The sequence below is a fragment of the Lactococcus hircilactis genome (assembly GCF_009601015.1).
Classification (GTDB): domain Bacteria; phylum Bacillota; class Bacilli; order Lactobacillales; family Streptococcaceae; genus Lactococcus; species Lactococcus hircilactis.
Genome location: NZ_WITJ01000006.1, coordinates 72,036 through 97,920, shown reverse-complemented (window position 1 = coordinate 97,920; position 25,885 = coordinate 72,036). Strand labels below are relative to the sequence as shown.

The 25,885-nt window shown below is 37.3% G+C and carries 29 protein-coding genes; 2 read left to right on the top strand and 27 right to left on the bottom strand.

Features of this window, described 5'->3' with window-relative positions; genetic code table 11:
• Positions 1–109: 109 nt before the first annotated feature.
• The 17 genes from GHI93_RS05415 to GHI93_RS05340 form a co-directional block, all read right to left on the bottom strand.
• Entirely contained in the window at positions 110–682 is a 573-nt protein-coding gene (locus GHI93_RS05415; protein ID WP_153496053.1) for a GNAT family N-acetyltransferase, read from the bottom strand.
• Positions 683–1,753: a prephenate dehydrogenase gene (locus GHI93_RS05410; RefSeq protein WP_153496052.1), complete on the bottom strand. Its 1,071-nt coding sequence runs from the start codon at positions 1,751–1,753 to the stop codon at positions 683–685.
• Between the two features lie 14 nt (positions 1,754–1,767).
• Positions 1,768–2,652 carry a sensor histidine kinase gene (locus tag GHI93_RS05405; protein WP_153496051.1) on the bottom strand — a complete coding sequence of 295 codons (885 nt, stop codon included), beginning with the start codon at positions 2,650–2,652 and terminating at the stop codon, positions 1,768–1,770.
• Positions 2,639–3,298 (bottom strand): response regulator transcription factor, encoded by a 660-nt coding sequence (locus GHI93_RS05400; protein ID WP_153496050.1) that lies wholly within the window; start codon positions 3,296–3,298, stop codon positions 2,639–2,641. Before GHI93_RS05400 ends, GHI93_RS05405 begins: the two co-directional genes overlap by 14 nt.
• A gap of 3 nt (positions 3,299–3,301) precedes the next feature.
• Positions 3,302–3,820, bottom strand: a complete 519-nt coding sequence (locus GHI93_RS05395; RefSeq protein ID WP_153496049.1) for a GNAT family N-acetyltransferase — start codon at positions 3,818–3,820, stop codon at positions 3,302–3,304.
• A gap of 94 nt (positions 3,821–3,914) precedes the next feature.
• Positions 3,915–5,867, bottom strand: coding sequence for an FtsX-like permease family protein (locus GHI93_RS05390; RefSeq protein WP_153496048.1), 1,953 nt, complete (start codon positions 5,865–5,867; stop codon positions 3,915–3,917).
• Positions 5,860–6,633, bottom strand: coding sequence for an ABC transporter ATP-binding protein (locus tag GHI93_RS05385; RefSeq protein WP_153496047.1), 774 nt, complete (start codon positions 6,631–6,633; stop codon positions 5,860–5,862). Before GHI93_RS05385 ends, GHI93_RS05390 begins: the two co-directional genes overlap by 8 nt.
• A gap of 1 nt (position 6,634) precedes the next feature.
• Complete coding sequence (locus GHI93_RS13165; RefSeq protein WP_281347478.1) at positions 6,635–6,766, bottom strand: hypothetical protein; 132 nt, start codon at positions 6,764–6,766, stop codon at positions 6,635–6,637.
• Positions 6,767–6,776: 10 nt separating this feature from the next.
• Positions 6,777–7,133, bottom strand: a complete 357-nt coding sequence (locus GHI93_RS05380) for a YxeA family protein (RefSeq protein ID WP_153496046.1) — start codon at positions 7,131–7,133, stop codon at positions 6,777–6,779.
• Between the two features lie 94 nt (positions 7,134–7,227).
• The gene (locus GHI93_RS05375; protein ID WP_153496045.1) at positions 7,228–7,485 is read right to left on the bottom strand and encodes a hypothetical protein; all 258 of its coding nucleotides are present in this window, start codon (positions 7,483–7,485) and stop codon (positions 7,228–7,230) included.
• Between the two features lie 20 nt (positions 7,486–7,505).
• Entirely contained in the window at positions 7,506–8,678 is a 1,173-nt protein-coding gene (gene aroC / locus GHI93_RS05370) for a chorismate synthase (RefSeq protein WP_153496044.1), read from the bottom strand.
• Positions 8,679–8,721: 43 nt separating this feature from the next.
• The gene (locus GHI93_RS05365) at positions 8,722–9,333 is read right to left on the bottom strand and encodes an HAD-IA family hydrolase (RefSeq protein WP_153496043.1); all 612 of its coding nucleotides are present in this window, start codon (positions 9,331–9,333) and stop codon (positions 8,722–8,724) included.
• A gap of 7 nt (positions 9,334–9,340) precedes the next feature.
• Positions 9,341–9,928: a DUF1054 family protein gene (locus GHI93_RS05360; protein WP_153496116.1), complete on the bottom strand. Its 588-nt coding sequence runs from the start codon at positions 9,926–9,928 to the stop codon at positions 9,341–9,343.
• Positions 9,929–9,994: 66 nt separating this feature from the next.
• On the bottom strand, positions 9,995–10,918 hold the full coding sequence (locus GHI93_RS05355) for a DMT family transporter (protein WP_153496042.1): 924 nt from the start codon (positions 10,916–10,918) through the stop codon (positions 9,995–9,997).
• Positions 10,919–10,994: 76 nt separating this feature from the next.
• A complete protein-coding gene (aroB, locus tag GHI93_RS05350) occupies positions 10,995–12,062 on the bottom strand; it encodes a 3-dehydroquinate synthase (RefSeq protein ID WP_153496041.1) in 1,068 nt (355 codons plus the stop codon).
• A 13-nt stretch (positions 12,063–12,075) separates the two neighbouring features.
• Positions 12,076–13,014, bottom strand: a complete 939-nt coding sequence (locus GHI93_RS05345; protein WP_153496040.1) for a shikimate dehydrogenase — start codon at positions 13,012–13,014, stop codon at positions 12,076–12,078.
• A gap of 97 nt (positions 13,015–13,111) precedes the next feature.
• Entirely contained in the window at positions 13,112–13,762 is a 651-nt protein-coding gene (locus GHI93_RS05340) for a VTT domain-containing protein (RefSeq protein ID WP_153496039.1), read from the bottom strand.
• Between the two features lie 280 nt (positions 13,763–14,042).
• Here GHI93_RS05340 and GHI93_RS05335 point away from each other — a divergent pair, with 280 nt between their 5' ends.
• Positions 14,043–16,190: an amino acid ABC transporter substrate-binding protein/permease gene (locus GHI93_RS05335; RefSeq protein WP_153496038.1), complete on the top strand. Its 2,148-nt coding sequence runs from the start codon at positions 14,043–14,045 to the stop codon at positions 16,188–16,190.
• A gap of 15 nt (positions 16,191–16,205) precedes the next feature.
• On the top strand, positions 16,206–16,946 hold the full coding sequence (locus GHI93_RS05330) for an amino acid ABC transporter ATP-binding protein (RefSeq protein ID WP_153496037.1): 741 nt from the start codon (positions 16,206–16,208) through the stop codon (positions 16,944–16,946).
• Between the two features lie 92 nt (positions 16,947–17,038).
• Here GHI93_RS05330 and GHI93_RS05325 read toward each other — a convergent pair whose 3' ends face one another.
• The 10 genes from GHI93_RS05325 to atpF all read right to left on the bottom strand — a co-directional run bounded on the left by GHI93_RS05325 (position 17,039) and on the right by atpF (position 25,885).
• Positions 17,039–17,953, bottom strand: coding sequence for a lactate/malate family dehydrogenase (locus GHI93_RS05325; RefSeq protein WP_153496036.1), 915 nt, complete (start codon positions 17,951–17,953; stop codon positions 17,039–17,041).
• A 107-nt stretch (positions 17,954–18,060) separates the two neighbouring features.
• The gene (locus tag GHI93_RS05320; protein WP_211368880.1) at positions 18,061–18,573 is read right to left on the bottom strand and encodes a hypothetical protein; all 513 of its coding nucleotides are present in this window, start codon (positions 18,571–18,573) and stop codon (positions 18,061–18,063) included.
• 176 nt (positions 18,574–18,749) lie between these two features.
• Complete coding sequence (locus GHI93_RS05315; protein WP_153496115.1) at positions 18,750–19,670, bottom strand: glycosyltransferase family 2 protein; 921 nt, start codon at positions 19,668–19,670, stop codon at positions 18,750–18,752.
• 25 nt (positions 19,671–19,695) lie between these two features.
• Complete coding sequence (locus GHI93_RS05310) at positions 19,696–20,358, bottom strand: hypothetical protein (protein WP_153496034.1); 663 nt, start codon at positions 20,356–20,358, stop codon at positions 19,696–19,698.
• A gap of 103 nt (positions 20,359–20,461) precedes the next feature.
• The gene (locus GHI93_RS05305) at positions 20,462–20,896 is read right to left on the bottom strand and encodes a F0F1 ATP synthase subunit epsilon (RefSeq protein WP_153496033.1); all 435 of its coding nucleotides are present in this window, start codon (positions 20,894–20,896) and stop codon (positions 20,462–20,464) included.
• Positions 20,897–20,912: 16 nt separating this feature from the next.
• Positions 20,913–22,322, bottom strand: coding sequence for a F0F1 ATP synthase subunit beta (gene atpD / locus GHI93_RS05300; protein ID WP_153496032.1), 1,410 nt, complete (start codon positions 22,320–22,322; stop codon positions 20,913–20,915).
• 130 nt (positions 22,323–22,452) lie between these two features.
• Complete coding sequence (locus GHI93_RS05295) at positions 22,453–23,316, bottom strand: F0F1 ATP synthase subunit gamma (protein WP_153496031.1); 864 nt, start codon at positions 23,314–23,316, stop codon at positions 22,453–22,455.
• Between the two features lie 15 nt (positions 23,317–23,331).
• Complete coding sequence (gene atpA, locus GHI93_RS05290) at positions 23,332–24,834, bottom strand: F0F1 ATP synthase subunit alpha (protein WP_153496030.1); 1,503 nt, start codon at positions 24,832–24,834, stop codon at positions 23,332–23,334.
• Between the two features lie 15 nt (positions 24,835–24,849).
• The gene (locus tag GHI93_RS05285) at positions 24,850–25,377 is read right to left on the bottom strand and encodes a F0F1 ATP synthase subunit delta (RefSeq protein ID WP_153496029.1); all 528 of its coding nucleotides are present in this window, start codon (positions 25,375–25,377) and stop codon (positions 24,850–24,852) included.
• 1 nt (position 25,378) lies between these two features.
• Positions 25,379–25,885 carry a F0F1 ATP synthase subunit B gene (gene atpF, locus GHI93_RS05280; RefSeq protein ID WP_343030318.1) on the bottom strand — a complete coding sequence of 169 codons (507 nt, stop codon included), beginning with the start codon at positions 25,883–25,885 and terminating at the stop codon, positions 25,379–25,381.

Below are 25,885 nucleotides of genomic sequence, written 5' to 3'. Positions count from 1 at the left end.
CCTATATTATATCACAAGTCACGAAAGAAAACTGAAAGTTTTTGCAATAAGAAAAATCTCCTCCTTTAAGGTGTTTTCTTAATCATCAGTTCTGTGATAGATGTATTGTTTACTGCTCAGAAAAATCTTCTCTCTTATTTTGACTGATTTTCATTTCATCTTGCTTAAGTGCATAATATTCTGATAAAACAAGTTCGCCCGAAATTGTATCAAACACCTGTCCATATTTTTTCATGCCACACTTTTCCATCACTCGGATTGAATTATGATTTTCAAAGTTGCATTTTGCTGTCAAAACTTGAAGCTTTAAATTTTTAAAAGCAAACCGGATCAGATGTTGACACGCCTCAGGCATCAATCCAAGTCCCCAAAAAGAAGCATTTAGCATCCATCCAAGCTCTGCTTGTCCCCCATCAATATGAAGCTCAATTTGACCGATGATGCGATGACTTTTTTTGTCCTCAAGTCCCCAAATGATGAGACGCTCTGGAATAAACCAATGGGCAATACTTTTTTCTACAGATAAGATGTTCTCTTTACTCTTCATCCCTGACATCGCAGCGACCTTTTCATCATTCATGTATTCAAAGAGATCCTTAGCATCCGATAATTCGATTTTTCTGAGGATCAAGCGTGGTGTTTCCATCCGTTCATTTTTCGCAAGTTCTAAGTTAATGTCCATTTATTCTCCGATTTTAAAATCTGTTGCTATCGAAATGAGGGCTTTCGCACGTTGCAAATCTGCTTCATTTTTAAAGCTGATTTGGAGTTGACCGTGAATATCCTCTCGATTTTCTTCATAAATTTTGATATTTGTGATGGAAATGTCTTGTAAAAGTGCTAAAACACGCAAAACAATTCCTTTTTCATCAGGAACAGATAAATAAAGATCATAAAAATTAGGAATGGCCCCTCGTCCTTCCAAAATCTCCATGCGTTGTCTCATTTTTTTGCCAGAATCAAAAAAATTATTAATCCCTTTCTCATCTTTTTGGGAAATCATCTTAGAAACACCATCTAATTGCGCTTTGAAACTTTCAATCCGTTGGATAATCGCTTTGGGATTTGACAATAAAATGGGAGTCCACATGCTACTATTCGTCTCGGCAATGCGCGTCATATCACGAAAACCACCAGCTGCTAAGGAATTAACAAGCGGATGATTTTTGGCATAGTGATTAGACTGTTGAATCAATGATGAAGCGATAATGTGAGGAAAATGAGAAACTTGAGCAGTCACTTGATCATGTTCTTTCGCATCGACAATAATAAATTTCGCATGTAAGCCAGAAAGGAGCGTTTTTAGTGTTTCATTTTCTTGACTCAAAACATAATACGCATTTTCAAATAAATTGACATCTGCCGCATGGACACCAGATTTGTGTGATCCTGCCATCGGATGACCGCCGACAAACGTGACCAATGGTTGTGTCAAAAGTGCTTTTGCTTGCGCTAAAATTTCCACCTTCGTCGAACTTGTATCTGTAATCAAGATTGGATGATCAAAAACCAGTTCAGAGAGTGATTGAATCAGCTCAAGTGCACTATCAAGCGGTGTCGCCAAAAAAACAACATCCATTTGATTGACCGCACCAAGCGCTGATTTTTCATCAATGATGTCATTTTTGAGTGCATAATCCAGTGTTTTTTCTTGATCCACTCCATAAATTTTGACCTCGGGGTGATCCCGCTTAATTCCTAAAGCAATCGAGCTTCCAATCAATCCGAGACCGATAATCATGATATTTTTCATTTTATTCTCACTTATTATTTATTTTTTTGGATGGTTACGGTGGTTCCGACCTCTATTTTTGAGGTGATGGTGATCTTAAAATCTAATTGATCAAGAATGAGTCGGGATAAATATAATCCCAATCCAGTTGATTTTTGCTGAATTCTTCCATTAAATCCTGTGAACCCGTGTTCAAAAAGGCGCGGCAAGTCTTCAGGTAAAATCCCAATTCCTGTATCTTTAATCGCAATACTGCCAGGTGTTATCACAATGGTGAGTCCACCAGATTTGGTGTATTTTATTGCATTATTAATAAACTGCTCAAGTGCCAACTCAAACCAGCGCTCATCAGTCGTGAGAATCCACTCTTCATCCATTTCAAACGTCACAAAAAGTCCTTTTTGAATAAAAAATGAGCTGTATTTTTTGATTATTTTTTTTGTCAGTACTGACAAAGAAAATGAAGTAAATCTGAAATCTGTAGAGAGGTTAGTGATGCGCTGATATTCTAATAAAATTTTCAAATAATTATCTAATGTAAAAATCTGATTTCTTAATTCTTTTTCATCAATCTGAGTTTGAGTCATCAAATCAATCGCAGAAAGCGGCACTTTCATTTGATGCGCCCAAACTTTAATGATGTCAGTAAATTCCTGTGTTTGTCGGGATTGATCTTCAATTAATTTTTGGAGACGCGCGTTTTCTTTTTCTAAATCAGCACATTTCATTTGAAAATTGCGCCAGCGTGTATAAGAAAAAAGGAGATAAATGATAAAAATAATGGTTGCAAGAAAGGTCGAATTCAAAAAAGCAATCAAGGGCAAATGCCACAGCCAAAAATTGATAATGTAAATGCCAATCAGAAGAATAAAAACACCGATTTGTGGAAATTTTGCTTGAAAATAATTACGCCAAGACATATCCTGCCCCTCGTTTCGTGATGATATGCGCGTCAAGGCCAACCGAACTTAACTTTTTACGCAATCTGGTCATTTTGACATTGAGTGTATTGACGTCAATAAATTCATCGGTTTGCCATAATTCATGCAAAATGACTTCTTTTGTGATTACTTCTCCCTTTTTTCGAAATAAAAGTGTCAAAATCTTATTTTCAGAAGCTGTCAAATCAATACTTTCTCTGTCTGTCGTGAGTGTGTTTTCTGTCAGTGTATAGTTCAGGAATTCTAGTTTTTCTGCACCAGAAAATGCGTAAGAGCGGCGTAACAATGCTTTGATTTTGGCCTGTAACAGTGAGAGCGAAAAAGGTTTTGTGATAAAATCATCAGCGCCCTGATTCATCGCGGTAATTTGATTCATGTCATCCGATGAAGATGAGATAAAAATAATAGGAATCTGAGAAATCTTTCTGAGTTCTGTTGTCCAATAAAATCCGCTATAAAAAGGAAGACCGATGTCCATCAAGACCAAATCTGCGCCAAATTCCACTATTTCTTGTTTCACAGCGCGAAAATTAAGAACGCTTTTTACCTGAAAAGTCTCTTTTAGCGCTAATTGAATGGATTTTACAATCGTTTCATCATCTTCTACAATAAAAATCTTATTCATTTTTCATCTTTCTAAATCTTCTTTAATCAAACTGTAAACATAGAGTGATTCACCTTTTCCATCTGCTGATATCCCCCAATTTCTAAGATATCCCTCATTTAGAAATCCCATTTTTTTAAGAAGCCGTTGGGAAGCAAGATTTTTAGGATCGACATAAGCAGAAATTCGATTCAAATCCCATTTGGAAAATACTAGAGTAGAAAAATCTTTTAAAATTGCGCTTGCATAACCTTTTTGACGATAATTTGATGCTACAATATAATCAATCTCTGCACGTTTAAATCGCTCATCGTAGCGCTTCAATGTGATTATTCCAATGAATTTTTTGTCATCGTAAGCGACATATCGAATCCCCGTTTTAGTTTCATTCCAATTGATATTACTTTGGATGATCTTTTTTACTTCGTTTGGATCCTTTGTAATTGCTCTTCCAAAAAATTGCATTGCACTTTCATCTGAATAAAGCGCCATCACATCATCCAAATCCGTCAAGCTAATAGGTTTTAAGTTTACTTTCTTCACGTTTTCCCTCCATGTTTATTTTCTCTATTATACCGTTTTTTTTCAAAATATTCTAAACCTAAAAAATTCTGTCAGTACTGACAGAATTTTTTGATTATCGCTCAACGATTTTATAATATACGCGACTGGTTAATTTATAAATGGCATAATAAATAAGTGCCACAACCACTATCGTTGCAAGACTTACAAGGGCAATCATTGTTGTGTCATTGATGCCAAAAGCACCGATAATTTTACTTACCATGATGTAGGCGAACCCAAAATGAATCAGTGTCACTACAATAGGTAAAAAGAAAATCAAACGTACTTGAGAAGTGATTGTTTTTTGAACTTCAATTTTTGAGAGTCCAACTTCTTGCAAGATCTTAAATGAACGTTGATCTTGTGCGCCTTCTGAGAGTTGTTTATAATAAATAATCAATGCAGCACCTAAAATAAAACTCACGCCCAAAAGAAAACCAATGAAGACAAATCCACCAATGAACGATTGCGCTTCTTTAATCGTCTGTGTTCTTGAGTACATGTTTTGCTTTTGAGGACTCACTTTTGCCAAAACTTTACCAAAATTTTCCGATTGATGTGCATCAATATCAAACATCGCCACTGTTTCTATCAGCTGTGTATTTCCATTTTCCAAAGTCTTATTAAAACTTGTCATCATCCGATTCAACGTGCTGTCATCACTGACAATAAGTAAAATCGAGTCCATATAGTGAGATTGTTCTGGAAAATGCTTGAGTGATGTCATTTCGTGAGTGATGTCAAATTTTTCTCCAAACCAATTTACTGATTGCAGCGGTGCTTTTTTGCCTGACAAACGATAAAAAGCCATCTGATCTGTTCCGAGTTTTGGAAGCTTATTTCCCAATTTTTCAAGATCTGCTTGTGTGACTAAAACAAAAGACATCATCTCTTGATTGGGAAGTTTTTGACTAACCGTTAGCGTTTTTTGATCCAATTTAACGTTATTAATCAAATTGTACTGCGGTTTGATCACTTGAAGATTCTCAATGGGAATATTCGATTGACGTGCCGTTTCTTGAATCGCTGTGGTTAATTTTTCTCGATTTAGAGTGAACGAAGTCACTTGTCCTTCTTTCGGATATTGTGCGCGAATGGTTCCTTCTGTTCCAAAGAAGATTCCGACCGTAACCACCATCGTTACAATTGCCATACTTAAAAGAATTGTAATGTTTCCAAGCCCAACAGCATTGGCTTTCATGCGATAGAGCATCGAACTTGTCGTGATAAAATTATTTGGTTGATAATAAGAAGGACGTTTTTTCTTACGTTTTAAATACCACACTGTAAAACTCACATAGAAAAAATAAGTTCCAAAAATAACCAAAATCACAGCAAAGAAAAATTTCGTCAAAGCAGTAATCGGATTTGCTACTGAAATCGCGATATAATAACCTGCACCAAGTAAAATCACAGCTAAAAGTGCTAAGAAAATATTACTTTTCGGTTCTTTTTCTCCTTTTGAAGCTTCCTTAAGTAAATCAAGACTAGAGGATCTCCAGATGATGAACGTTCCAATCAACAACAATAAAACAAAGAAGATTAGAAAAATAAAAGAGACAATCAAAATTGCAATCGGATCAATTTTTAAATTAAACGCTTTTCCACCAATCAAATTCACAAAAACTAAAAATGAAAATTTTGAAAATGCAATGCCAATAACGGAGCCTAAAATCAGCGTGATCACATAACTCATCAAGAGTTCAAAAAATGAGACCAGCGCAATCCGTCCTTTTCCAAAACCTAAAATATCATAAAGTCCAAATTCACGGGAGCGCTGCAATTGTAAAAACCGATAACTATACACCAAAATCATGGCTCCAAAAACCGTCAATACAACAATCGCAAGACTCATCATTTGCCCCAACGCTGCCCCACCAAAGGGCAACTGCTTCAAAGAAGGAGAAACGGCAATTGCTGTTGACACAAAAAGCATGACATAAATGGTTAAACTAGCGAGTAAAAATGGTCCAAAACTTCGCATTCCTTTTTTAATGTTGCGCATGGCAAGTTTTAAACTAAGCATGTTGTTCTCCTTGCGCGCTGGTTCCTAAAAATGATGTCATTGATAGCGTGATTTCTTTAGCAAATGCTTGTGAATTTTTTTCTCCGCGGTACAATTGATGATAAAGTACGCCATCTTTAATGAACAAAACGCGTTTTGCATGACTTGCTGCAAGAGTAGAGTGTGTCACCATGATGATGGTTTGTCCACTTTTATTGATTTCTTCAAACAATTCAAGTAGATTTTCTGAATTCTTAAAGTCAAGCGCTGCGGTTGGTTCATCAGCAAGAACTAAATCAGGTTGACTAATCAAAGCGCGCGCTACAGCAACACGTTGTTTTTGTCCTCCTGACAGCTCAAAAGGTTGTTTATCAAGTAATTCTGAAATGGCTAATTTTGGCGCTAATGCATCTAAACGCGTTTTCATCAATTCCGGGGCTTGTTTTGATAAAACCAGTGGAAGATAAATATTATCTCGTACACTCAATGTGTCTAACAAATTAAACTCTTGAAAAACAAATCCAAGATGATCACGTCTAAAACTTGACAACTGATTTTCTTTTATGGCCGTAATTTCTTCCCCATTAAGTAAAACTTGACCTTGCGTGGGCCGTTCTAATGTGGAGAGAATATTTAACAGCGTTGTTTTTCCAGATCCAGATTCTCCCATAATGGCGATATATTCGCCTTCTTCCACACTAAAATCAATATCAACTAAAGCCGTCGTTTCCTCTTTAGAAAACCGCGTTTTAAATACTTTTTTGAGATGTTTCACTTCTAATAACATTTTAATCTTCCTCTTCTTTTACTAATTTCTTTTTCACTGTGTGAATACTATAAGATAAACAGCCTGCCATAAGACTTACAGCTATTGCGGTAAATGATAATAAAGCGATATCTAATTGAAAAAACGTCATCATTTTTACTCCTTTATTTTGCTTTCAATGCTTTTGCAGTTGGACTTGGAAGTTGACTTTCTTTTACTTCTTCCCAGCTTGTCACGCCTTTTTTGGCATTATATGTTAATTTAAGATAAGCGTCGTGCTTGAGATTGTGGTCTGCTGAAAAAAGAACCATTTTTGATTTTCCATTTTTATCATAAGCGTTTTGATGATAATAATAAAAATCAAATTTTTCTCCTGTATCACTTTTCTCAATCTTTTTTTCACCATCTTGTCTGATCTGAACATAATACTGAGTTCCACCATAGCTCATCTGATACCATCCATAGCCCAAACCACAAATCACAATAATGAAACCAACCATACCAATAAGTACTTTTTTCATTTTTTTATCCTCTTTATTTTATATCTTCATTTTATCAAGAATTCGATGACATAAACTTACAAATTTGTAAGATATTAAAAAAAACTAGCATTGACTAGTTTTTTTCTTTAGGCATCTCAACATCTAATAGAACCACTTCTTGCCCTTTAGGTTTCTGCGTTTTTGGATTATAAAAAATAATGGACATTTCAATCTTATCTGGATAAGTTTCTTTTGGCGTTCCAAAAATGATATTATCATAAAAATCAATTGTAAAACTATCGATAAATTGATTGCACTCGCGCATCTCATCAAAAATCATAAGTTCTCTTTTATTGATCATGACTTTAATTTGATCTAGTGATGAATTCATTTGTTTTGATTTCTCTTCTCTTAATATTCTTTTAACCGTTTTTTGTACGCTGTCAGTGCTGACAGAAGTTCACTAAAGTTATCCGATGGAAATTTTTCACAGATTTCTTGTGCCAAAACTGTGGCAACAACATTTTCCATCACCACACCAGCTGCTGGCAATGCGGTCGGATCTGAGCGCTCAACGGATGCTTTGTAGGGCTGATGAGTTTTCGTATCCACAGACATCAAAGGCTTATAAAGTGTGGGAATGGGCTTCATCACACCGCGCACAATCAACTGCTCGCCATTTGTCATCCCACCTTCAAATCCACCTAAGCGATCTGATTTTCTCGTGTAGCCTTGTGATTCATCCCAGAAAATCTCATCCATCACTTCTGAACCACGCCGTTTTCCTGCTTCAAATCCTAACCCAAATTCCACACCTTTGAATGCATTAATTGACACCACAGCACTTGCAATTTTTGCATCCAATTTCCGATCAAATTGAACATAAGAACCCAACCCTGCAGGGACATTTTCTACACGCACTTCAACAATTCCACCAATTGTATCGCCCGCTTTTTTGATCTCATCAATATAGGCACGAATTTCTTGTGCTTGATCTAAATTAACAAGGGACAAATCGTTTGTCAGTGCTGACGCATGGATTTCTTTTACCGTCAAATTTCTGTCAGTACTGACAGAAACGTCAAATCCACCAAAATTAACAATGTGATTGCCAATGTCAATCCCAAGCTCACTTAAAAGCTTCTTTGCGACGGCACCAACAGCCACACGCATGGTCGTTTCACGCGCACTAGAGCGCTCCAATACATTACGTAAATCCTCAAAATCATATTTCATCCCGCCGACCAAATCAGCATGTCCAGGACGTGGTTTTGTCAATTTGCGCTGCAATTTAATCTTGTCAGGGACATCCTCTACAGCCATAATCTGCGTCCAATTTTTGAAATCTTTATTAATCACCGACAAAGTAATGGGGCTACCGATCGTTTTTCCGTGACGCACGCCACTGGTAATCTCGACGCAATCAGACTCAATTTTCATCCGCCCTCCGCGCCCATAACCGCCCTGACGTCGCTTGAGTTCACTATTAATGTCTTGTGCCAAGAGTGGAAGCCCTGCTGGCACTCCCTCAATAATCGCAGTCAAGCGTGGTCCATGGGACTCTCCAGCTGTAAAATATCTCATTTTTTCTCCTTTTTTGTTTTCAACGCTCATTTAAATGTTTCATTCATTGTGTTTTTATTTTTTTATCATTAAAATAATCAATAAGATCCGTTAATTGATCGATTTTTATGGAATAAGGATGTTCGATAAATTTAATGGATGAGACCAAAGCTTGCTGTGCGGCTTCAATATCAAGTGATCGATCTCCAACATAATACGTTTCTTGTCTGTTTAAGTGGTACTTTTGAAGTAAATATTGAATTCCTTCAGGATCTGGTTTTCGTTTAAATCCGTGATCACTCGTCACGACTTCCTCAAAAAAGCCAGAAATCTCAAGTTGATCCAATAAATCAAACGCATTTTTCCCCTTATGCGTATAAATAAAATTTCGAACCCCCGATTGTTTCGTCCACTCAAGCACCACTTTAGCTCCTGGCATCAGTGTAATTTTATCATTTTTAGTTTTTGAAACCATTGTAAATTCATGCTTCAAAAGCTCAAACCCAACTTGCTGTTGCTCTAAAAGTGCGTTGACAGATTTCTTTTTGATCGTTTGATTGACCGCTTTTTGATCAAAAGGAAGATGGTGGTGTTCAAAGACCGCTTCTAAACTTTCTAAAAAAACAGGATAAGAATCGATCAATGTTCCATCAAGATCCCATATCAAATTTATCATTTTTCACTCATTCTTTCATTAAAATATCATAAATTGGAAGCAAATCCGCCATTGTTTTTAACATTTCTGAAAAAATTCTCTCATCATTTTTTCCATCAAATCTCTCCGCTTTCCAAATTCTACCACATTCCAACTCAGATTTCTTCACTTTTTCCAATCGATTGACCACATCTGAAAAGACTTGACTTGGAAAATATGCTTCTTGCGTATGGTCTTTTGAAACGACAAAATTCTCAGGTAAGCTCACCTGTTTTAGCCGCTTTGCATAATTTTCCTGATTTTTAGGCTGATCGATAAGAGATAAGTACAAAAAAACGTACGAATGCCAAATTCCCAATTGAAAATGCGCTTCCATCTTATATCCTCGCTTTTGAGTTGAAATCGCAGACCAGGTATTTTCCGGTGCATGGGTTGTTCTTCTGCGGTGCTGTGCAATGTGCAGATAAAACGTCGTTTCAGGAGAGTTGTGATTTAAAAATTCTAAAAATTTTTCTCCCAAAGCTTGAAAAACAGGTTGAATTTCAGATCTGATTTTCTCCATCCGCGCCTCTAACCCTTCACAATCAAAAACCTCAAACGATTTTTGATTAAACATGATTTGCTCACTCATTTTTTACTTTTCCTCTTTTCTAAATGCTTCATTAAGAACCGTTCATCATTTTTATAAAAATTTCACCACGATAATTCCAAATAACATCACCAAAATTCCAATCATTTGCCAGATTTGAACGCGATAACGCTCAGAGCGCCAAAATCCAAATTGCTGGACCAACATTGATCCAAAAATCTGTCCGATGAGTCCCATCATAATGGTCAATCCAGCTCCAATCTTAGGAACAGCAAGGACGGTCGCCAAAACAAATAATCCACCAAGCATCCCTCCCAATCCATTCCATACTTTTGCTTTTTTGAGTTCAGAAATTTTCAAAATGCGATGATCCACCACCATCGAAACCACTAAAATCGCTAAAAATCCGATGAAAAACGAAGCAAATGCCGCTTGTGCTGGGAGATGTAAAAGCACGCCTAAATGGCCATTGATGGCCTGTTGAATCGCAGAAAGTCCCCCTACAATGATTGCCCAAATCCACCATAAGAAAAGATGCTTGGGCTTTTCTAACGCTCTTTTTTTATTAAAACTAGGAAAGACGACAGCAACAAAAACGCCCACTAAAGTGATCAAAATTCCTAAAAAACGCATTTTTGTAAACGAAATTTGCAGTGCGCCAAAAAACCCAAAAGTATCAATCAAAGTTCCCATTAAAATTTGCCCAAGAATCGGTAAGATTACCGTTTGAACAGCACCTAATCGTGGAAATAGTAGGACATTTGATGTTAAAAAAATCCCACCAAGCACTCCGCCCAACCAAATCCATGCAGGATGACTCATCACGAACCCAACACTTGGAAAAAGTTGACGCGTCGTTGTCACTGTAATAATTCCAAGAAAAATGGATCCCACCAGATTAGAAATGGCTGAAGTAATAAAAGGAGAGCCCAAACTTTTTTTGAAATCCGCATTGATTGGATTTTGATTGGCAAGTAAAAACCCACCAAATAAAGCAAAACCAAGATATAAATACATTACTCCTCCAAAGTGTTAATTTAGAGTTTTAAGGAGCTCTCACTCTCCTATTTTAATCAAAAGCTGTGCGATGATTTTACTTTTCAAGATACGCTTTCATTTCTGAAAATTCAATCGCATGAATTTCTGCACGTCCGATCTCAGGCACGAGGATGATTTTAATATTTTTTCCTCTTCCTTTCTTATCATGCAAAAGTGCTTGAAAAAGCGCTGCTTCATCCCAAGGATCATACTGTGTTGGCAAATTAAATTTACGTGCCATTTCAGCAATTTCAAGAAATAAATGTTCTGGCATGAGTCCTTTTTTTCCTGCAACTTTAGAAATCTGAACCATCCCAATTGCCACAGCTTCTCCGTGCATCACTTGACCATAGCCTGCTGTTAATTCAACTGCATGTCCGATGGTATGTCCAAAATTCAGATGTAATCTCACGCCATAATCATGCTCATCTTCCACAACCACCTTGCGTTTCACCTCACAAGAGCGATAAATGATTGCTTCAGCATGATTTTCGAGTAAATCTTGTGCATTTTTCGCGGATTTAAGCAACTCCCAAAGTTCACGATCAGCAATCAATCCACATTTGATGACTTCTCCAACACCTTCACAAAATTCACGCGTTCCAAGTGTCGTCAACACATCTGGATCAATCAAAACCCCATCTGGTTGAGTAAATGTTCCAATCATATTTTTAGCCACCTCCGAATTAATTGCTGTTTTCCCTCCAATCGAGCTATCCACTTGTGCGGTTAAGCTCGTTGGAATTTGCAAAAAATGAATGCCACGCATATATGTTGAGGCAACAAAAGCAGCCAAATCTCCAACAACGCCACCTCCCAGTGCAATAACACCGTCTGAACGTGTCAAATTTGCCGCAGCACAAGCACTCCACGCTTCATTGGCAGTGTTTAAATTTTTACTGGCTTCCCCTGCTTTAAAAACAAAGTGTGCCACTTCAAATCCTTGATCAAGCAGTGATTGCTCCACTGTTTGACCATATAAAGGAAACACATGATCATCTGAAATGAGTAAAATCTTTTGCTTATTCCAAAGTGATGCAACCCAGTTTCCTGCAGTAGTAAGACTTGCGCGCTCAATGATCAAATCATACGGATGTGTTTTTAAATTCACGTTTAATTTCATAAGACCTTCTCCTTTAACTCTTTTCGATTTTCATTTTTAATTCATTTTTTATTTCTTCAACAGGCATTTTTTTACCCGTCCACATTTCAAAACTTTCAGCAGCTTGATACAAGAGCATCCCAAGTCCATTGAGCGCAGTAACATTTTGATTTTTTGCCCATTTTAAAAAGGGCGTTTCAAGAACTTTATAAATCACATCTACCACAAGCATCTGTGGATGAAGTTTTATATTTTCGGACAACGGCAGTTGTTTTTCCTCCATCCCGACTGAGGTTGCATTAACCAAAAGACAAGAAGCGTTTATTTTATCTTGTAAAAGCTGTTTCAATCCTTCTTCTTTTTTTGTCTGCTGCTGATTGCGCGCATCTTTTTGCTGATTTTGATTATTTTCTGGATGATAAAGCGCCGTTAAATCGATTGGGACTTTTGTCAGTGCTGACAGAAGTTCAAGACGTGCCTTTAGTGGCTCATACGACTGTGAGTGCCGTGCAAAAACATGAATCGCTTTCGCTTGAAGAAGTGCCGCTTGTGCAATAATTGCAATCGCAGCTCCGCCGCCGCCTAAAATCGTGAGTTCTTGATTTTTCATCGAAAAATGATGAGCATCCAATGCTTTAAAAAATCCAATGCCATCTGTATTATGTCCGATTAATTTTCCATCAATCAATGCGACTGTATTGATCGCACCAATCACCCTTGCCTCCTCAGTCAACTCGTCCATATACGGCATCGCTTCTTGCTTATACGGCATCGAAAGATTAATTCCGTACATGTCTAGCTTTTTTATATTTGCAATCATATCAGGAAGATCTTCTTTTGCGACATCCCACGCCAAATAAACGCCATCCGTTTGTGTTTTTGAAAATGCAGCATTATGAATGAAAGGAGAAAGTGAGTGTTTGATTGGGCGAGCAACCACCGCCGCCATTTTTGTGAATCCAGAAATTTCCATGCAAGCTCCTTAATGAAAAAAATAGCACTTACAAATAAAAGTAATTTGTAAATACTATTATATCCTTTTATAGTCATTTTTTCTATTAAAGAAAACATCATTTTTTCAAAGAAAAATATTTTCTAGCCCCACCAATTACTGCAGGCAATAGTGAAATGATCACAATCATAATCATCACAAATTCAAAATTTTTCTTAATGAATGGGACTTGTCCAAACAAAAATCCCGCCCCAAGTGCAACAATGACCCAAGAAAAACCACCTAAAAAGTTGAAAAATAAGAATTTTTTCTGTGGCATTTTACCAGCCCCCGCTGTAAATGGAATAATGGTTCGAATAATTGGCATAAATCGTCCCAAAAAGATCGCCCAAGCGCCCCATTTTTTAAAGAAGAGATGCGCTTCATCCATATATTCAGGTTTTAAAAATCGACTCAATTTCGGGTGCTTTGGAATCACATCCCCAAACCGTCGTCCAATTTCATAATTTAAAACGTTAGCTAAAAACGCAATCGTTCCCATGATTACCATCAACCAAAAAAGGGATAATTTACCTGGATATAGCGCAGCCATTGATCCAACAAAAAACAAAATCGAATCTCCTGGTAAAAATGGAAAAATCACAAGTCCTGTTTCAATAAAAATAATCGCTCCAAGTAAAACATAAACCCAAAAATGCGCACCTGGCGTACTTAAAAAGTGGGCGATCCATTCATTAAAAAAACCAAAGACAGATAAATTTATCAACATATTACATTCCTGTTTTCTTCCAATTTTTTAGCAAACAAGTCACTTTCTCAATTTTACACTAATTCATCCGTTTTGACAATGCTTGCACACATGATTTATAAATCATGAGCTTTTCTTCATAAAATTCTTATTTTTTATTAAAAAAATGACAAATTATCACTTTTTTGTCCGTTCTCTCACGTTTTCAACGTGTTTTATGTGATATTTTATAACATATTATATTGGTAATCCACTTTTTTTGTGATATAATATTCCAATATACTAAAATAGGGGGAAGAAAATGAAAAAGTTATTTCTATCTTTGGCTACTTTGCTAGCCTTTTTCACTGGATTTTCAATCGTCGCAAGTTCAGTTCACGCTTCAACAACTGTTAAAGTTGCAAGTGATAACAGTTATGCACCTTTTGAATTCCAGAATTCAGATAAACAATGGGTCGGTATTGATGTGGATCTCATCAAAGAGGTCGCAAAGATTAATGACTGGAAACTTGAAATGAGTTACCCTGGTTTTGATGCGGCACTTCAAAATCTCCAAGGTGGGCAAGCAGATGCAGTCATTGCAGGCATGTCCATCACAGATCAACGTAAACAAACTTTTGATTTCTCTGATCCATACTATACATCTGCTTTGACGATTGCCACAACAAAAGCAAATAAAATTACTGATTATAGTCAATTAAAAGGAAAAGCAGTTGGTGCTAAGAATGGGACGGCTTCTCAAACTTGGTTAATTGCCAACAAAGATAAATATGGTTATTCGATTAAGACTTATTCAGATGGTACACACATGTATGCGGCACTCGCTGCAGGTAACATTGTCGGTGCAATGGATGATTATCCTGTCATCGCTTATGCCATTAAGCAAGGTCAAAATTTATCAATAAATATGCCTTCTATTTCCATTCCTGGTGGATTTGGGTTTGCTGTTATGAAAGGCAAAAATAAAGCGTTAGTAAATGACTTTAATCGTGCGCTCAAGCAAATGAAAGCTGATGGAACTTATGATAAAATCTTAGCAAAATACATCAGCACTGCTAAAAAAGCAACACCGAAAAAAGCTGTTTATACCATTGCATCGGATAATAGTTTTGCGCCTTTTGAATTTCAAAATTCGAATAAACAATTCACTGGAATTGATGTTGACTTGCTCAATGCTATCGCGAAAAATCAAGGGTTCAAAATTAAATGGAATTTTATTGGATTCCAATCCGCAGTAGATGCAACTCAAGCAGGTCATGCCGATGCGATGATGTCAGGAATGACCATCACTGATGCTAGAAAACAAGTTTTTGATTATTCTGATGCGTATTTTTCATCAAACCTCACTGTTGCTGTCCCAAAAACAGACGATAGCATCAAATCCTGGAGCGATCTTAAAGGAAAAACGGTAGGAGCTAAAAACGGAACAGCCTCTTTTGATTATCTCACTCAGAATGCTTCTAAGTATGGCTTTACCGTGAAAGCTTTTACGGATGCTACAACAATGTATTCCTCACTTGATAATGGCTCCATCAAAGCTTTGATGGATGACGAACCTGTGATCAAATACGCCATCAAACAAGGCAAGCAATTTAAAACCCCACTTCCACCTATCGCTGATGGACAGTATGGTTTTGCAGTTAAAAAAGGGCAAAATCCTGAATTGATTGAAATGTTCAATAACGGATTAGCTCAACTGCGAACATCTGGTCAATATGATAAGATTGTTGGGAAGTACTTAGGAACAAACGCTTCATCCACAAGTAAAGAAACCGTAAATGAAACAACGGTTGGTGGTATTCTTAAAAACAACTGGCAACAAATCATTAAAGGACTTTGGATTACACTTCAATTGGCTTTAGTTTCCTTTGTTTTAGCCATGATTGTTGGGATTATTTTTGGATTATTCTCTGTTTCTCCAAGTCCTACATTGCGTGCGATTTCAAGAATTTATGTTGACATCAACCGCTCGCTTCCACTTCTTGTTTTGACGATTTTCCTTTTCTATGGAATTCCAAACTTGCTCCAGATGATTACTGGACACCAATCGCCGCTCAATGAGTTCACAGCAGGCGTTATTGCGCTGACGCTAAACGAATCATCTTACATTGCTGAAATTGTTCGTGGTGGGGTTAAAGCCGTCCCAATTGGGCAAATGGAGGCTTCTCGCTCACTTGGTATGCCTTACATCAAAACGATGCGAAAAGTCATTTTACCACAAGCCGTTAAGATTACGATTCCAAGTTTGATCAATCAATTTGTCATCACGACAAAAGATACAACATTGGTCTCAGTCATTGGCTTAGTAGAATTGCTTCAAACTGGACAAATTATCGTTGCGCGTAACTTCCAAGCCTTTCGTGTTTATGGAATCATTGGTTTGATTTACATGATTATTCTTTTATTAATCATGTGGCTCGGACGTTACGTCGAAAAGAAATTGAAATAAGGAGGATTAAACTAAATGGCAAAAACACAAATTGAAGTCACTGATCTTCACAAATATTATGGCAAAAATGAAGTTTTAAAAGGCATCACAACAAAGTTCAATAAGGGCGATGTGGTGTGTATCATCGGACCTTCCGGTTCAGGTAAATCCACTTTTTTAAGAACATTAAATGGGCTTGAATCTGCAACTTCTGGAGATGTTTTCGTTGATGGTTACAATTTAACAGACAAAGGAACAAACCTTAATATTGTCCGACAAAATGTAGGAATGGTTTTCCAACATTTCAACTTGTTCCCAAATATGACCGTGCTTGAAAACATCATGTACGCTCCTGTAGGTCTTAAAAAATTAACCAAAAGTGAAGCTCAAACAAAAGCAGTCGAATTGCTTGAAACGGTTGGTTTAATGGATAAGAAGGATGCGATGCCAGCGATGCTTTCTGGTGGACAAAAACAACGTGTTGCGATTGCACGAGCACTTGCAATGGATCCAAACGTCATGTTATTTGATGAACCAACCTCTGCTCTTGATCCTGAAATGGTCGGGGATGTTCTTGGAGTTATGCAAGATTTAGCTCAAAAAGGAATGACCATGCTGATTGTGACTCATGAAATGGGCTTTGCGCGTAAAGTGGCCAATCGTGTTATCTTTACCGATGGTGGAGTTATTCTTGAAGATGGGACACCAGAAGATCTCTTTGATCATCCTAAGCACCCACGTTTACAAGATTTCTTATCAAAAGTATTAAACGCATAATTTTAAGATTCTGTCAGTACTGACAGAATCTTTTTCGCACTTATTCATTAAAAATCACTTTTGTCAGCACTGACAAAAGTGGTTTTTTGTTCTTAACTAAATAATTTTATCTTGTTTTGAATCTCATCAGCAGAGGCTTGAAGTTTAACTTTTTCATCTGCCGTCAAAGGTAATTCAATCAGACCTTCGACCCCGTTTTTCCCAATCAGCGCTGGGGTAGAAATATAAGAATTAAATTGTGGATCATAATGTGAACAAATAGCACTACTTTTTGCATCTGAAAGGACCAGGTTCATCAATCCCACCGTCGCCGCTGCAATCGCAACGTTCGTATAATGTTTTGTGTTAAAAACGGCAAATCCACCTTGACGCGAATCTTCTTCAATCGCATCCAAGTTCAATCCTTTTTCTTTTGCAATCTCAGAAAATAAACGTCCTGCCACACGTACGGTTGACCAAGCCACGAATTGTGAATTCCCATGTTCACCTAACGCATACCCTTCAACGCACCGCGGATCTAAGTTTAAATGTCCTGCGACTTGTCTTTTCATTCGAGCAGTATCTAAATAAGTCCCCGTCCCCAAAATCCGTGATTGCGAAAGGTTCAAGTAGTGTGAATACATCTCTACAATAACATCATTAGGATTTGTTGTTGCAATTAGAATCCCTGAAAAGCCAGACGCATTTAAATCGTCAGAAACCTGTTTCACCTCAGGTGCATTTAAACGCAATTCTGTAAATCGGTCTCCACCAGGCTTGATCGCATCAATGTGCCCCAAAGTCGATAATACAACATCAGCATCCCTCAAATCATGATAATCTCCTGCATAAATCTTCACATGATAGGGCTGTAATGCTAATGAATCCCATAAATCAAATACTTCTGCTCTAGCAATTTCAGGATTTTTATCAATCAAAACCAATTCATCCGCAAAACCACCTTGAACAATATCCAAAGCCACTGTAGCTCCAACATGACCCAGTCCAATAATTCCTACTTTACGCATCACTTTGCCTCATCTTTCAATCGTGATCATTTCCTTAGAAACACTGATTTTATTTTAGCACAAAAAAAGCCAGAGCGCTGACTTTTTTTACGTTTTTGAATTAAATTCTACTTCTTATAACCCAAGAGTTTTCGCCTGACAAAAGAAAATAAAAGTGACGATGCAGCTCCACCAGAAACAACTCCTCCACACGCAGCCAAATCACTCTTTAAATTACCTTCACTGAGCAAGAACGAATGTGTCTTATGTTGCTTTTGAAATTTAGAAAAAACTGCCATTTGATTTGCTTTTTTGGGAAAATCGAGCTTTGGAATCACAATACTGTCATCTTTTAAAATAGAAAAATCGGGCAAAATCTTTTTGTCAGTACTGACAGCGCCTTTTTCGCTCTTGAGAAATTCCTCTTCCTGGTGCAGTTGATTTTCTAAAGCACGATCATGCTTCTGCCACGAAAAAACAACTTTTTTTCCCTCACTATGCTTTTCTTGTAAAAAAAGAATTGGATTATTCTTGATCTGATGATCAAAAGAAGTTCTATTTCCCTTATCAGCCAAGCTATTTTTTGAAAACGTGCTCCAGTCTTGTGCAAGAGCTTTTTGTGAAAAAAAAATAATGCCCATCATCGTGACGAAAAAAAATAGAAAAACGCTCCATTTTTGATGACCTTGGTATTCAAAACCTCTCACTAACCCTACCAATCCCTTTCCAATATATTTCAATTCAATGAATAACTGCTTCTATATTAACATTATTTTCATCAAAATGCAATTATTTTGAAATATTTTGAAACAAAAAATTATTTTTTTTCTTTAATGATATAAATTGGTCGTTTTTTGACTTCCAAAAATACGGTACTGATATATTTTCCGATTACCCCTAAGGTCAACCAAGTAAAACCAAAACAAAAAAGTAAAATGACAACCATAGAAGTCCATCCAGAAACGGAGTGATGGAAAAACAACTGTCGAATAACCAAAACAATAATGGCCAAGATCGTCATAAGTACCATCAATAACCCGCTATAAGTCACAAAATTAAGAGGGATTTCGCTAAAATTAATTAAACCATCCATCGCATACCGAATTTTATTTCCGAACTTCCACTTTGTTGATCCTGATACTCTTTGTTCATTGGGATAGCTAACATATTCCGTAGAAAATCCCACCCACGTAAACAATCCCTTTGAAAAACGACTTGATTCTGTCAAACTTAAAATTGAATCAACCATCTGACGACGCATCAAGCGAAAATCTCGAACCCCATCAACAACAGGAGTGCGCGACATTTTATTCATCAAAAAATAGAAAGCTTTTGATCCAAGAGAAGTCAAATAAGCCTCTCCCACACGATTCATTCGTCTGGCAGCCACACAATCTACATTTTCTAATCCTATTTTTTCAACCATTTCAATAAGTACTTCTGGAGGATCTTGCAAATCCGCATCCAAAATCGTCACAAAATCTCCCGTTGAGACCTGCAATCCAGCAAACATCGCCGCTTCCTTGCCAAAATTACGAGAAAAAGAAAGATAATGAACATACTCATGTTGTTTATTCAATCGCTTTAAATAAGATAAGGTCTGATCTTGTGAACCATCATCAATGAACCAATACTCAAAATCCACTTTTAATTGAAGCCGAACACGTTCAGTACGCTCAAAAAAAAGTGGAATGCTTTTTTCTTCATTATAACAAGGAATTATTAAAGATAAAATCATCATGTCCTTTCATTCAAACATTATTTTACAAACTTAAATGCTTTGCATACGTTACAACATTCTCATCGGGCAGTAAAAAGTGATAGGCTTTTTCATCCTGAATTTCAAGTTCCAAGAGATGAATCGCTTCATCAATAGAATTGACTTCTTTTGTTTTTACAGCATCGATCAAATAATTCAGCGTTCTCGAATTTAACAAATCAACCATCACACGAGAGTTCAAAATCACTTTTTGATTTAAAATTTCATCAATTTCTTTTTCAATTGCCTCTTTCTTACTTACATATTTTCTTTTTTGAATCCGCTCGATGTGCTTCCTTCCCCCTGGAATCACATTTTTGGATAATAAACTTCTAAAAAACTCTTTGATTATCAAGCTAAATCCCCAAGAAACAAATCCCACTAAAAACATCTGTAAAAAAGAAGCTAATAATGAAACCTTTTTTGCCCCTTGTTCAAATAAAAATGAATAATTAATCGCATAAATATAAACTAAAATCACTGAAACCACACCTGAGAGTAAAATTGCTCTTTGATTGATCATTTTATTGATTTCTTTTTTTAATTCTCGCTTTAATTCATCGATTTGCCTAATCTTCTTTTCTAATAAAATCAGTGCCTGAAGCAAATCACTAAAGTCGTTGTCAACCATCTTCTGCCTTTTCTTACTTTTTTCAGTTGTAGCCATTTTATCATTATAATTCAATTTTCGCAATTGTTTTTATAAATTAACACACAAAAAAACATCGTAAGAAATTTTTTTACAATGTTTTTTATTAATTGCTTTGATATTAAAGATGATTAGCAACATTTAATCGATTCAAAGCTCTGTGAAGTGAGACCTCAGCCCGTTTGACATCGTCCACTTTATGTTCGGCTTTAGCCTGTTCAATTTCGCGTTCTGCACGGATTTTAGCGCGCTCTGCACGAGAAACATCAATGTCGCGTTCTCGTTCTGCAGAATCTGCAATAATCGTGACCAGATTATGGTTCACTTCGATAATCCCGCCATTTACAGCGATATAATCAACTCTACCATCTTTATCTTCTGGACGACGAACTTTAAGCTCATCAATTTTCAATGCTGAAATGGTATTAATCATATGAGGTAGAATCCCCATATCCCCACTCAAAGTATGCGCAAGTACAAAAGAACCATGATGATCATACACCAATCCACTCGGTGTAATCACTTGAACAGTCATTTCTTCTAATTCTTCAGCCATTTAGCGACCTCCGATCTTAGTAGCCCATGTTTTTGGCTTTTTTAAGGACATCCTCGATAGGACCAACGCCACGGAAAGCATCTTCTGGGATTGAATCATATTTACCATCAAGAATTCCTTTGAAATCTTCAACTGTTTTTTCAACAGGAACATAAGATCCAGGAACACCAGTGAATGTTTCTGCAACTGAAAAGTTTTGTGACAAGAAGAATTGAATTCGACGCGCACGTCCAACCAAAGTCTTTTCATCCTCAGACAATTCATCCATCCCAAGGATCGCAATAATATCTTGCAATTCTTTATATCGTTGCAAAACATGTTGAACTTCCATCGCTACAGCATAATGTTCTTCTCCAACAATTTCAGGTGAAAGTGCACGAGAACTTGAAGCGAGCGGATCAACAGCAGGATAAATCCCAATTTGAGTTAATTTACGATCCAAGTTTGTCGTCGCATCCAAGTGAGCAAATGTTGTTGCTGGCGCTGGGTCAGTATAGTCATCTGCAGGAACATAGATGGCTTGAATTGAAGTGACTGAACCATTTTTTGTTGATGTAATCCGTTCTTGAAGCTGTCCCATTTCAGTAGCTAATGTCGGTTGATAACCAACCGCAGAAGGCATCCGACCCAAAAGGGCAGAAACTTCAGAACCTGCTTGAGTGAAACGGAAGATATTATCAATGAACAAAAGCACATCTTTGTGTTCCACATCACGGAAATATTCCGCAAGTGTCAAACCAGTCAGTGCAACACGCATACGTGCTCCTGGTGGCTCATTCATTTGACCAAAGACCATGGCTGTTTTTTCCAAAACACCAGATTCTTTCATTTCAAAATAAAGGTCATTCCCTTCACGTGTTCGTTCTCCAACACCTGTAAATACGGAAATTCCTCCGTGATTTTGTGCAATGTTGTGAATTAGCTCTTGAATGAGGACTGTTTTACCAACTCCGGCACCACCAAAAAGTCCAATTTTCCCACCTTTGAGGTAAGGGGCAAGTAAGTCAACGACCTTAATTCCTGTAACAAGAATTTCGTTCGCTGTTGACAACTCATCAAATGTTGGTGCTTTTTTGTGAATCGGGCTACGCGGTGCATCTTCTCCAAATGCTTCTCCTGGATCAATTGTATCTCCAAGAACGTTAAATACACGTCCAAGTGTTTCAGGACCGACTGGAACTGAAATCGGTTTACCCGTATCGAGGACTTCGAGTCCACGAGTCAAACCATCAGTTGATTCCATGGCAATCGTCCGAACAGCACCATCACCAAGTTCAAGTGCAACTTCAAGTACGATTTTTGTTTTAACACCATCGACGTTTTTATAAACGACAAGGGCATTAGTAAGCTCAGGCAAGGTGCTGCCAGACGGAAATTCAACGTCAACAACAGGACCAATAACCTGAGTAATTTTACCAGAACTCAATGTTTTTCCTCCTTGTATTATTTTTAATGTTTGATTTAAATAGCATGCTGATCCATGAACGTATGATACGTACTTTAGCTCTCAGCTAAAACGTGAAAGATAAAATCAAGATCACTGCTTTCAAAATGTGTTAAAGTGCAGCCGCTCCAGCGACAATTTCCGTAATTTCTTGCGTGATTGCAGCTTGACGGGCACGGTTAAATTGAATCGTTAAATCATGAATTACTGAATTCGCATTATCAGTGGCAGTTTGCATCGCTGTCATTCCTGCAGCGTGTTCTGCCGTTTTCGCATCTACAATAGAGCCATAAATTAAACTCTCAGCATACTGCGGAAGCAATTGGTCTAAAATCTGATCACGATCTGGTTCAAGCTCAAACGTATCTAGGCTTGGTGTTGATGTGACATCATCAAATGAGATAGGTAACATTTTTTCCATCCGAACTTCACTCGTTAATGAATTAACATGGTGATTGTAGCAGACGAAAAGTTCGTCAAACTCTTCAGATTGATATAATTTCACAGCTTCTGAGACGATGTGACGGACTTCTTCAAAATTCGGTTGATCTGAAAGACCACGTAATTCGTATGAAACTTTAATGTCCCGAGCCTTGAAAAAATCTGCTCCCATTCCGCCTAAAGCCATCACTGAAAAAGCATCATCATTTTTTTTCTTCATCAGTTCAGACATTACAGATTTTAGGATGTTCGCATTATATCCTCCGACAAGTCCTCGATCTGAGGTAATGACTAAATAACCTGTCTTTTTTACTTCGCGTTTTAACATCATCGGATTTTTTGAAGGTCCTTTATCATGAGACACAAGGTCTAATGTTACTTGCTTTACCTTTGAAGCATACGTTTGATATTTTTTTGCGTGATTTTCCGATTTCTGCAATTTTGCAGCAGAAACCATCTGCATGGCTCCAGTAATTTGACTTGTTTTAGCCGTTGATGCAATTTTTGATTTTATTTCGTTTAGTGAAGCTCCCATAAAGTGAACCTCCTATTAGTAATTCGTTGTATTTTTGAAGGATTTGATGGCTTCATCCAGTTTTTCTTCGTCAGGCAATTGGCTTGTTTCAGAAATAACTTTCAGTAATTCAGCGTAATTTGCATCAAAGAAATTATCCATTTTTTCTTCAAAATCAAGAATGTCAGAAACTGGAACATCATCAAGGAAGCCATGAGTCAAAGCATAAAGAATAATTACTTGTTTTTCAACAGGTAGAGGTTTATGCAAAGGTTGTTTCAAAACTTCAACCGTCCGTTTCCCACGTTCAAGTTTTGCTTGCGTTGCTGCATCCAAATCTGATCCAAATTGTGAGAAAGCTTCAAGTTCACGATAAGAAGCAAGGTCAATACGAAGTGTTCCTGCTACTTTTTTCATGGCTTTAATTTGAGCATCTCCACCAACACGTGATACTGAGAATCCAGCATCAATCGCAGGACGAACACCAGAATTAAAGTAATCTGTATCCAAGAAAATTTGACCATCTGTAATTGAGATAACGTTTGTCGCGATATAAGCCGAAATATCTCCTGCTTGTGTTTCAATGAATGGCAAAGCAGTCATTGAACCTCCGCCTAAGTCATCAGAAAGTTTTGCAGCACGCTCCAAAAGACGACTATGAAGATAGAAAACGTCCCCTGGATAAGCTTCACGTCCTGGTGGACGACGAAGTAAGAGTGAAAGTTCACGATAAGCAACGGCTTGTTTTGATAAATCATCATAAACAACTAAAACGTGTTTCCCATTATACATGAACTCCTCACCCATTGCAGCGCCAGCATAAGGCGCGATATATACAAGTGGTGAAGGTTGTGAAGCTGAAGCTGAGACGACAATCGTGTAATCTAGTGCACCGTATTTACGGAGCGTTTCAACTTGTGTACGAACTGTTGATTCTTTTTGACCGATTGCAACATAGATACAGATCATATCTTTGCCTTTTTGGTTCAAAATCGCATCGATTGCGATGGATGTCTTTCCTGTTTGACGGTCTCCGATAATCAATTCACGTTGTCCACGTCCGATAGGAACAAGGGCATCGATTGCTTTAAGTCCTGTTTGAAGTGGTTCAGCAACGTGTTTACGTTGCATAACGCCAGGAGCTGCGGCTTCTACTGGACGGAATTTACCTGTATTTAGGTCTCCAAGTCCATCAATAGGTTGTCCAAGAGGGTTTACGACACGTCCGATAAGTTCTTCGCCGACTTGTACTTCCATAATTTTACCTGTACGTTTAACAGTGTCTCCTTCACGAATGGAGAGGAAATCACCAAGTACAATAATACCAACGTCAGTAGCATCAAGGTTTTGCGCCATCCCATAAACACCGTTTGAAAATTCAACAAGTTCACCACTCATTGCATTTTCAAGACCGTAGGCCCGCGCAATCCCATCACCAACGTAGGTCACAACACCAGTTTCAGCAATTTCAAAATCTGGTGTGAAATTTTCAATTTGTTGTTTAATCAGCGAACTGATTTCATTTGCATTGATTGCCAAGAATATGCTCCTTTCTTATAATATTTCTTTAGCGATTTTCGCTAATTGAGTTTTAATTGAAGCATCAATAATTTTTCCTCGTGAGTTGATCACAAAACCGCCAAGGATACTGGGATCAACAGTATTAATGATTTTTACGGTGTTCAAATCAAACTTTGCACGAGCTAATTGATTCATTTTATCTAATTGGGCTGACGTTAATGCAACACTTGAGATTACTTCAACATCTCCTATTTTAAACATGTCATCTGCCGTATTTTTTACTTCCAGCAAGATTTCATAAAGATCAGATAAACGTCCGTTTGCTCGTACAGTATTTAGAAAATTGTGCATCAGATCTGATGCTGATTGATTCAATGTGTCCACAAGTTGAGATTTCGCTTGTTCAGAATAAACTTCGCTCCCAAAAATGGCAGCTAATGAAGCCCGATTAAATAATTCAATGAGTTCATTGACTTCTTTTAATACTTCTTCGACTTTATTTTGTTCTTTTGAAACCTCAAGGAGGGCTTTACTGTATTTTTGTGAATTTATCTTGGTCATCTTATTCTCCTAACTTAGAGATATAAGTGTCAATTAATTCAGATTGTGCATTCACATCAAGAGATTGACCAATCAATTTTTCAGCGATTTTAACTGAGATATCAGCAACATCTCCTTTAACTGAATTGAGCGCTTCTTTGCGTTCTTGTTCAATTTCTCCTTGAGCACGTTTTTTAGTATTTGCAGCTTCTTCATTCGCATTGGCTACAATTTTATCACGATTTTGTTTCGCGGTATCATTGGCGGTTTGAATGATGTTTGCTGCTTCTGCTTTTGAACCAGCGAGTTCTGATGTTCTTTGATCAACTAATTGTGCTGCTTGAGTTCTTGAAACTTCTGCAGCATCAATGTCGTCAGAGATTTTCTTTGCACGCTGTTCAAAGATTCCTGTGATTGCTTTCCATGCAAAAACACGAAGCAATACAAGCAGGATAATGAAAGCTCCGCTCGCAACAATGACGTTACCAATAACGGTATTCGGAGCAGTTTCTAACAATGTAAACATAAT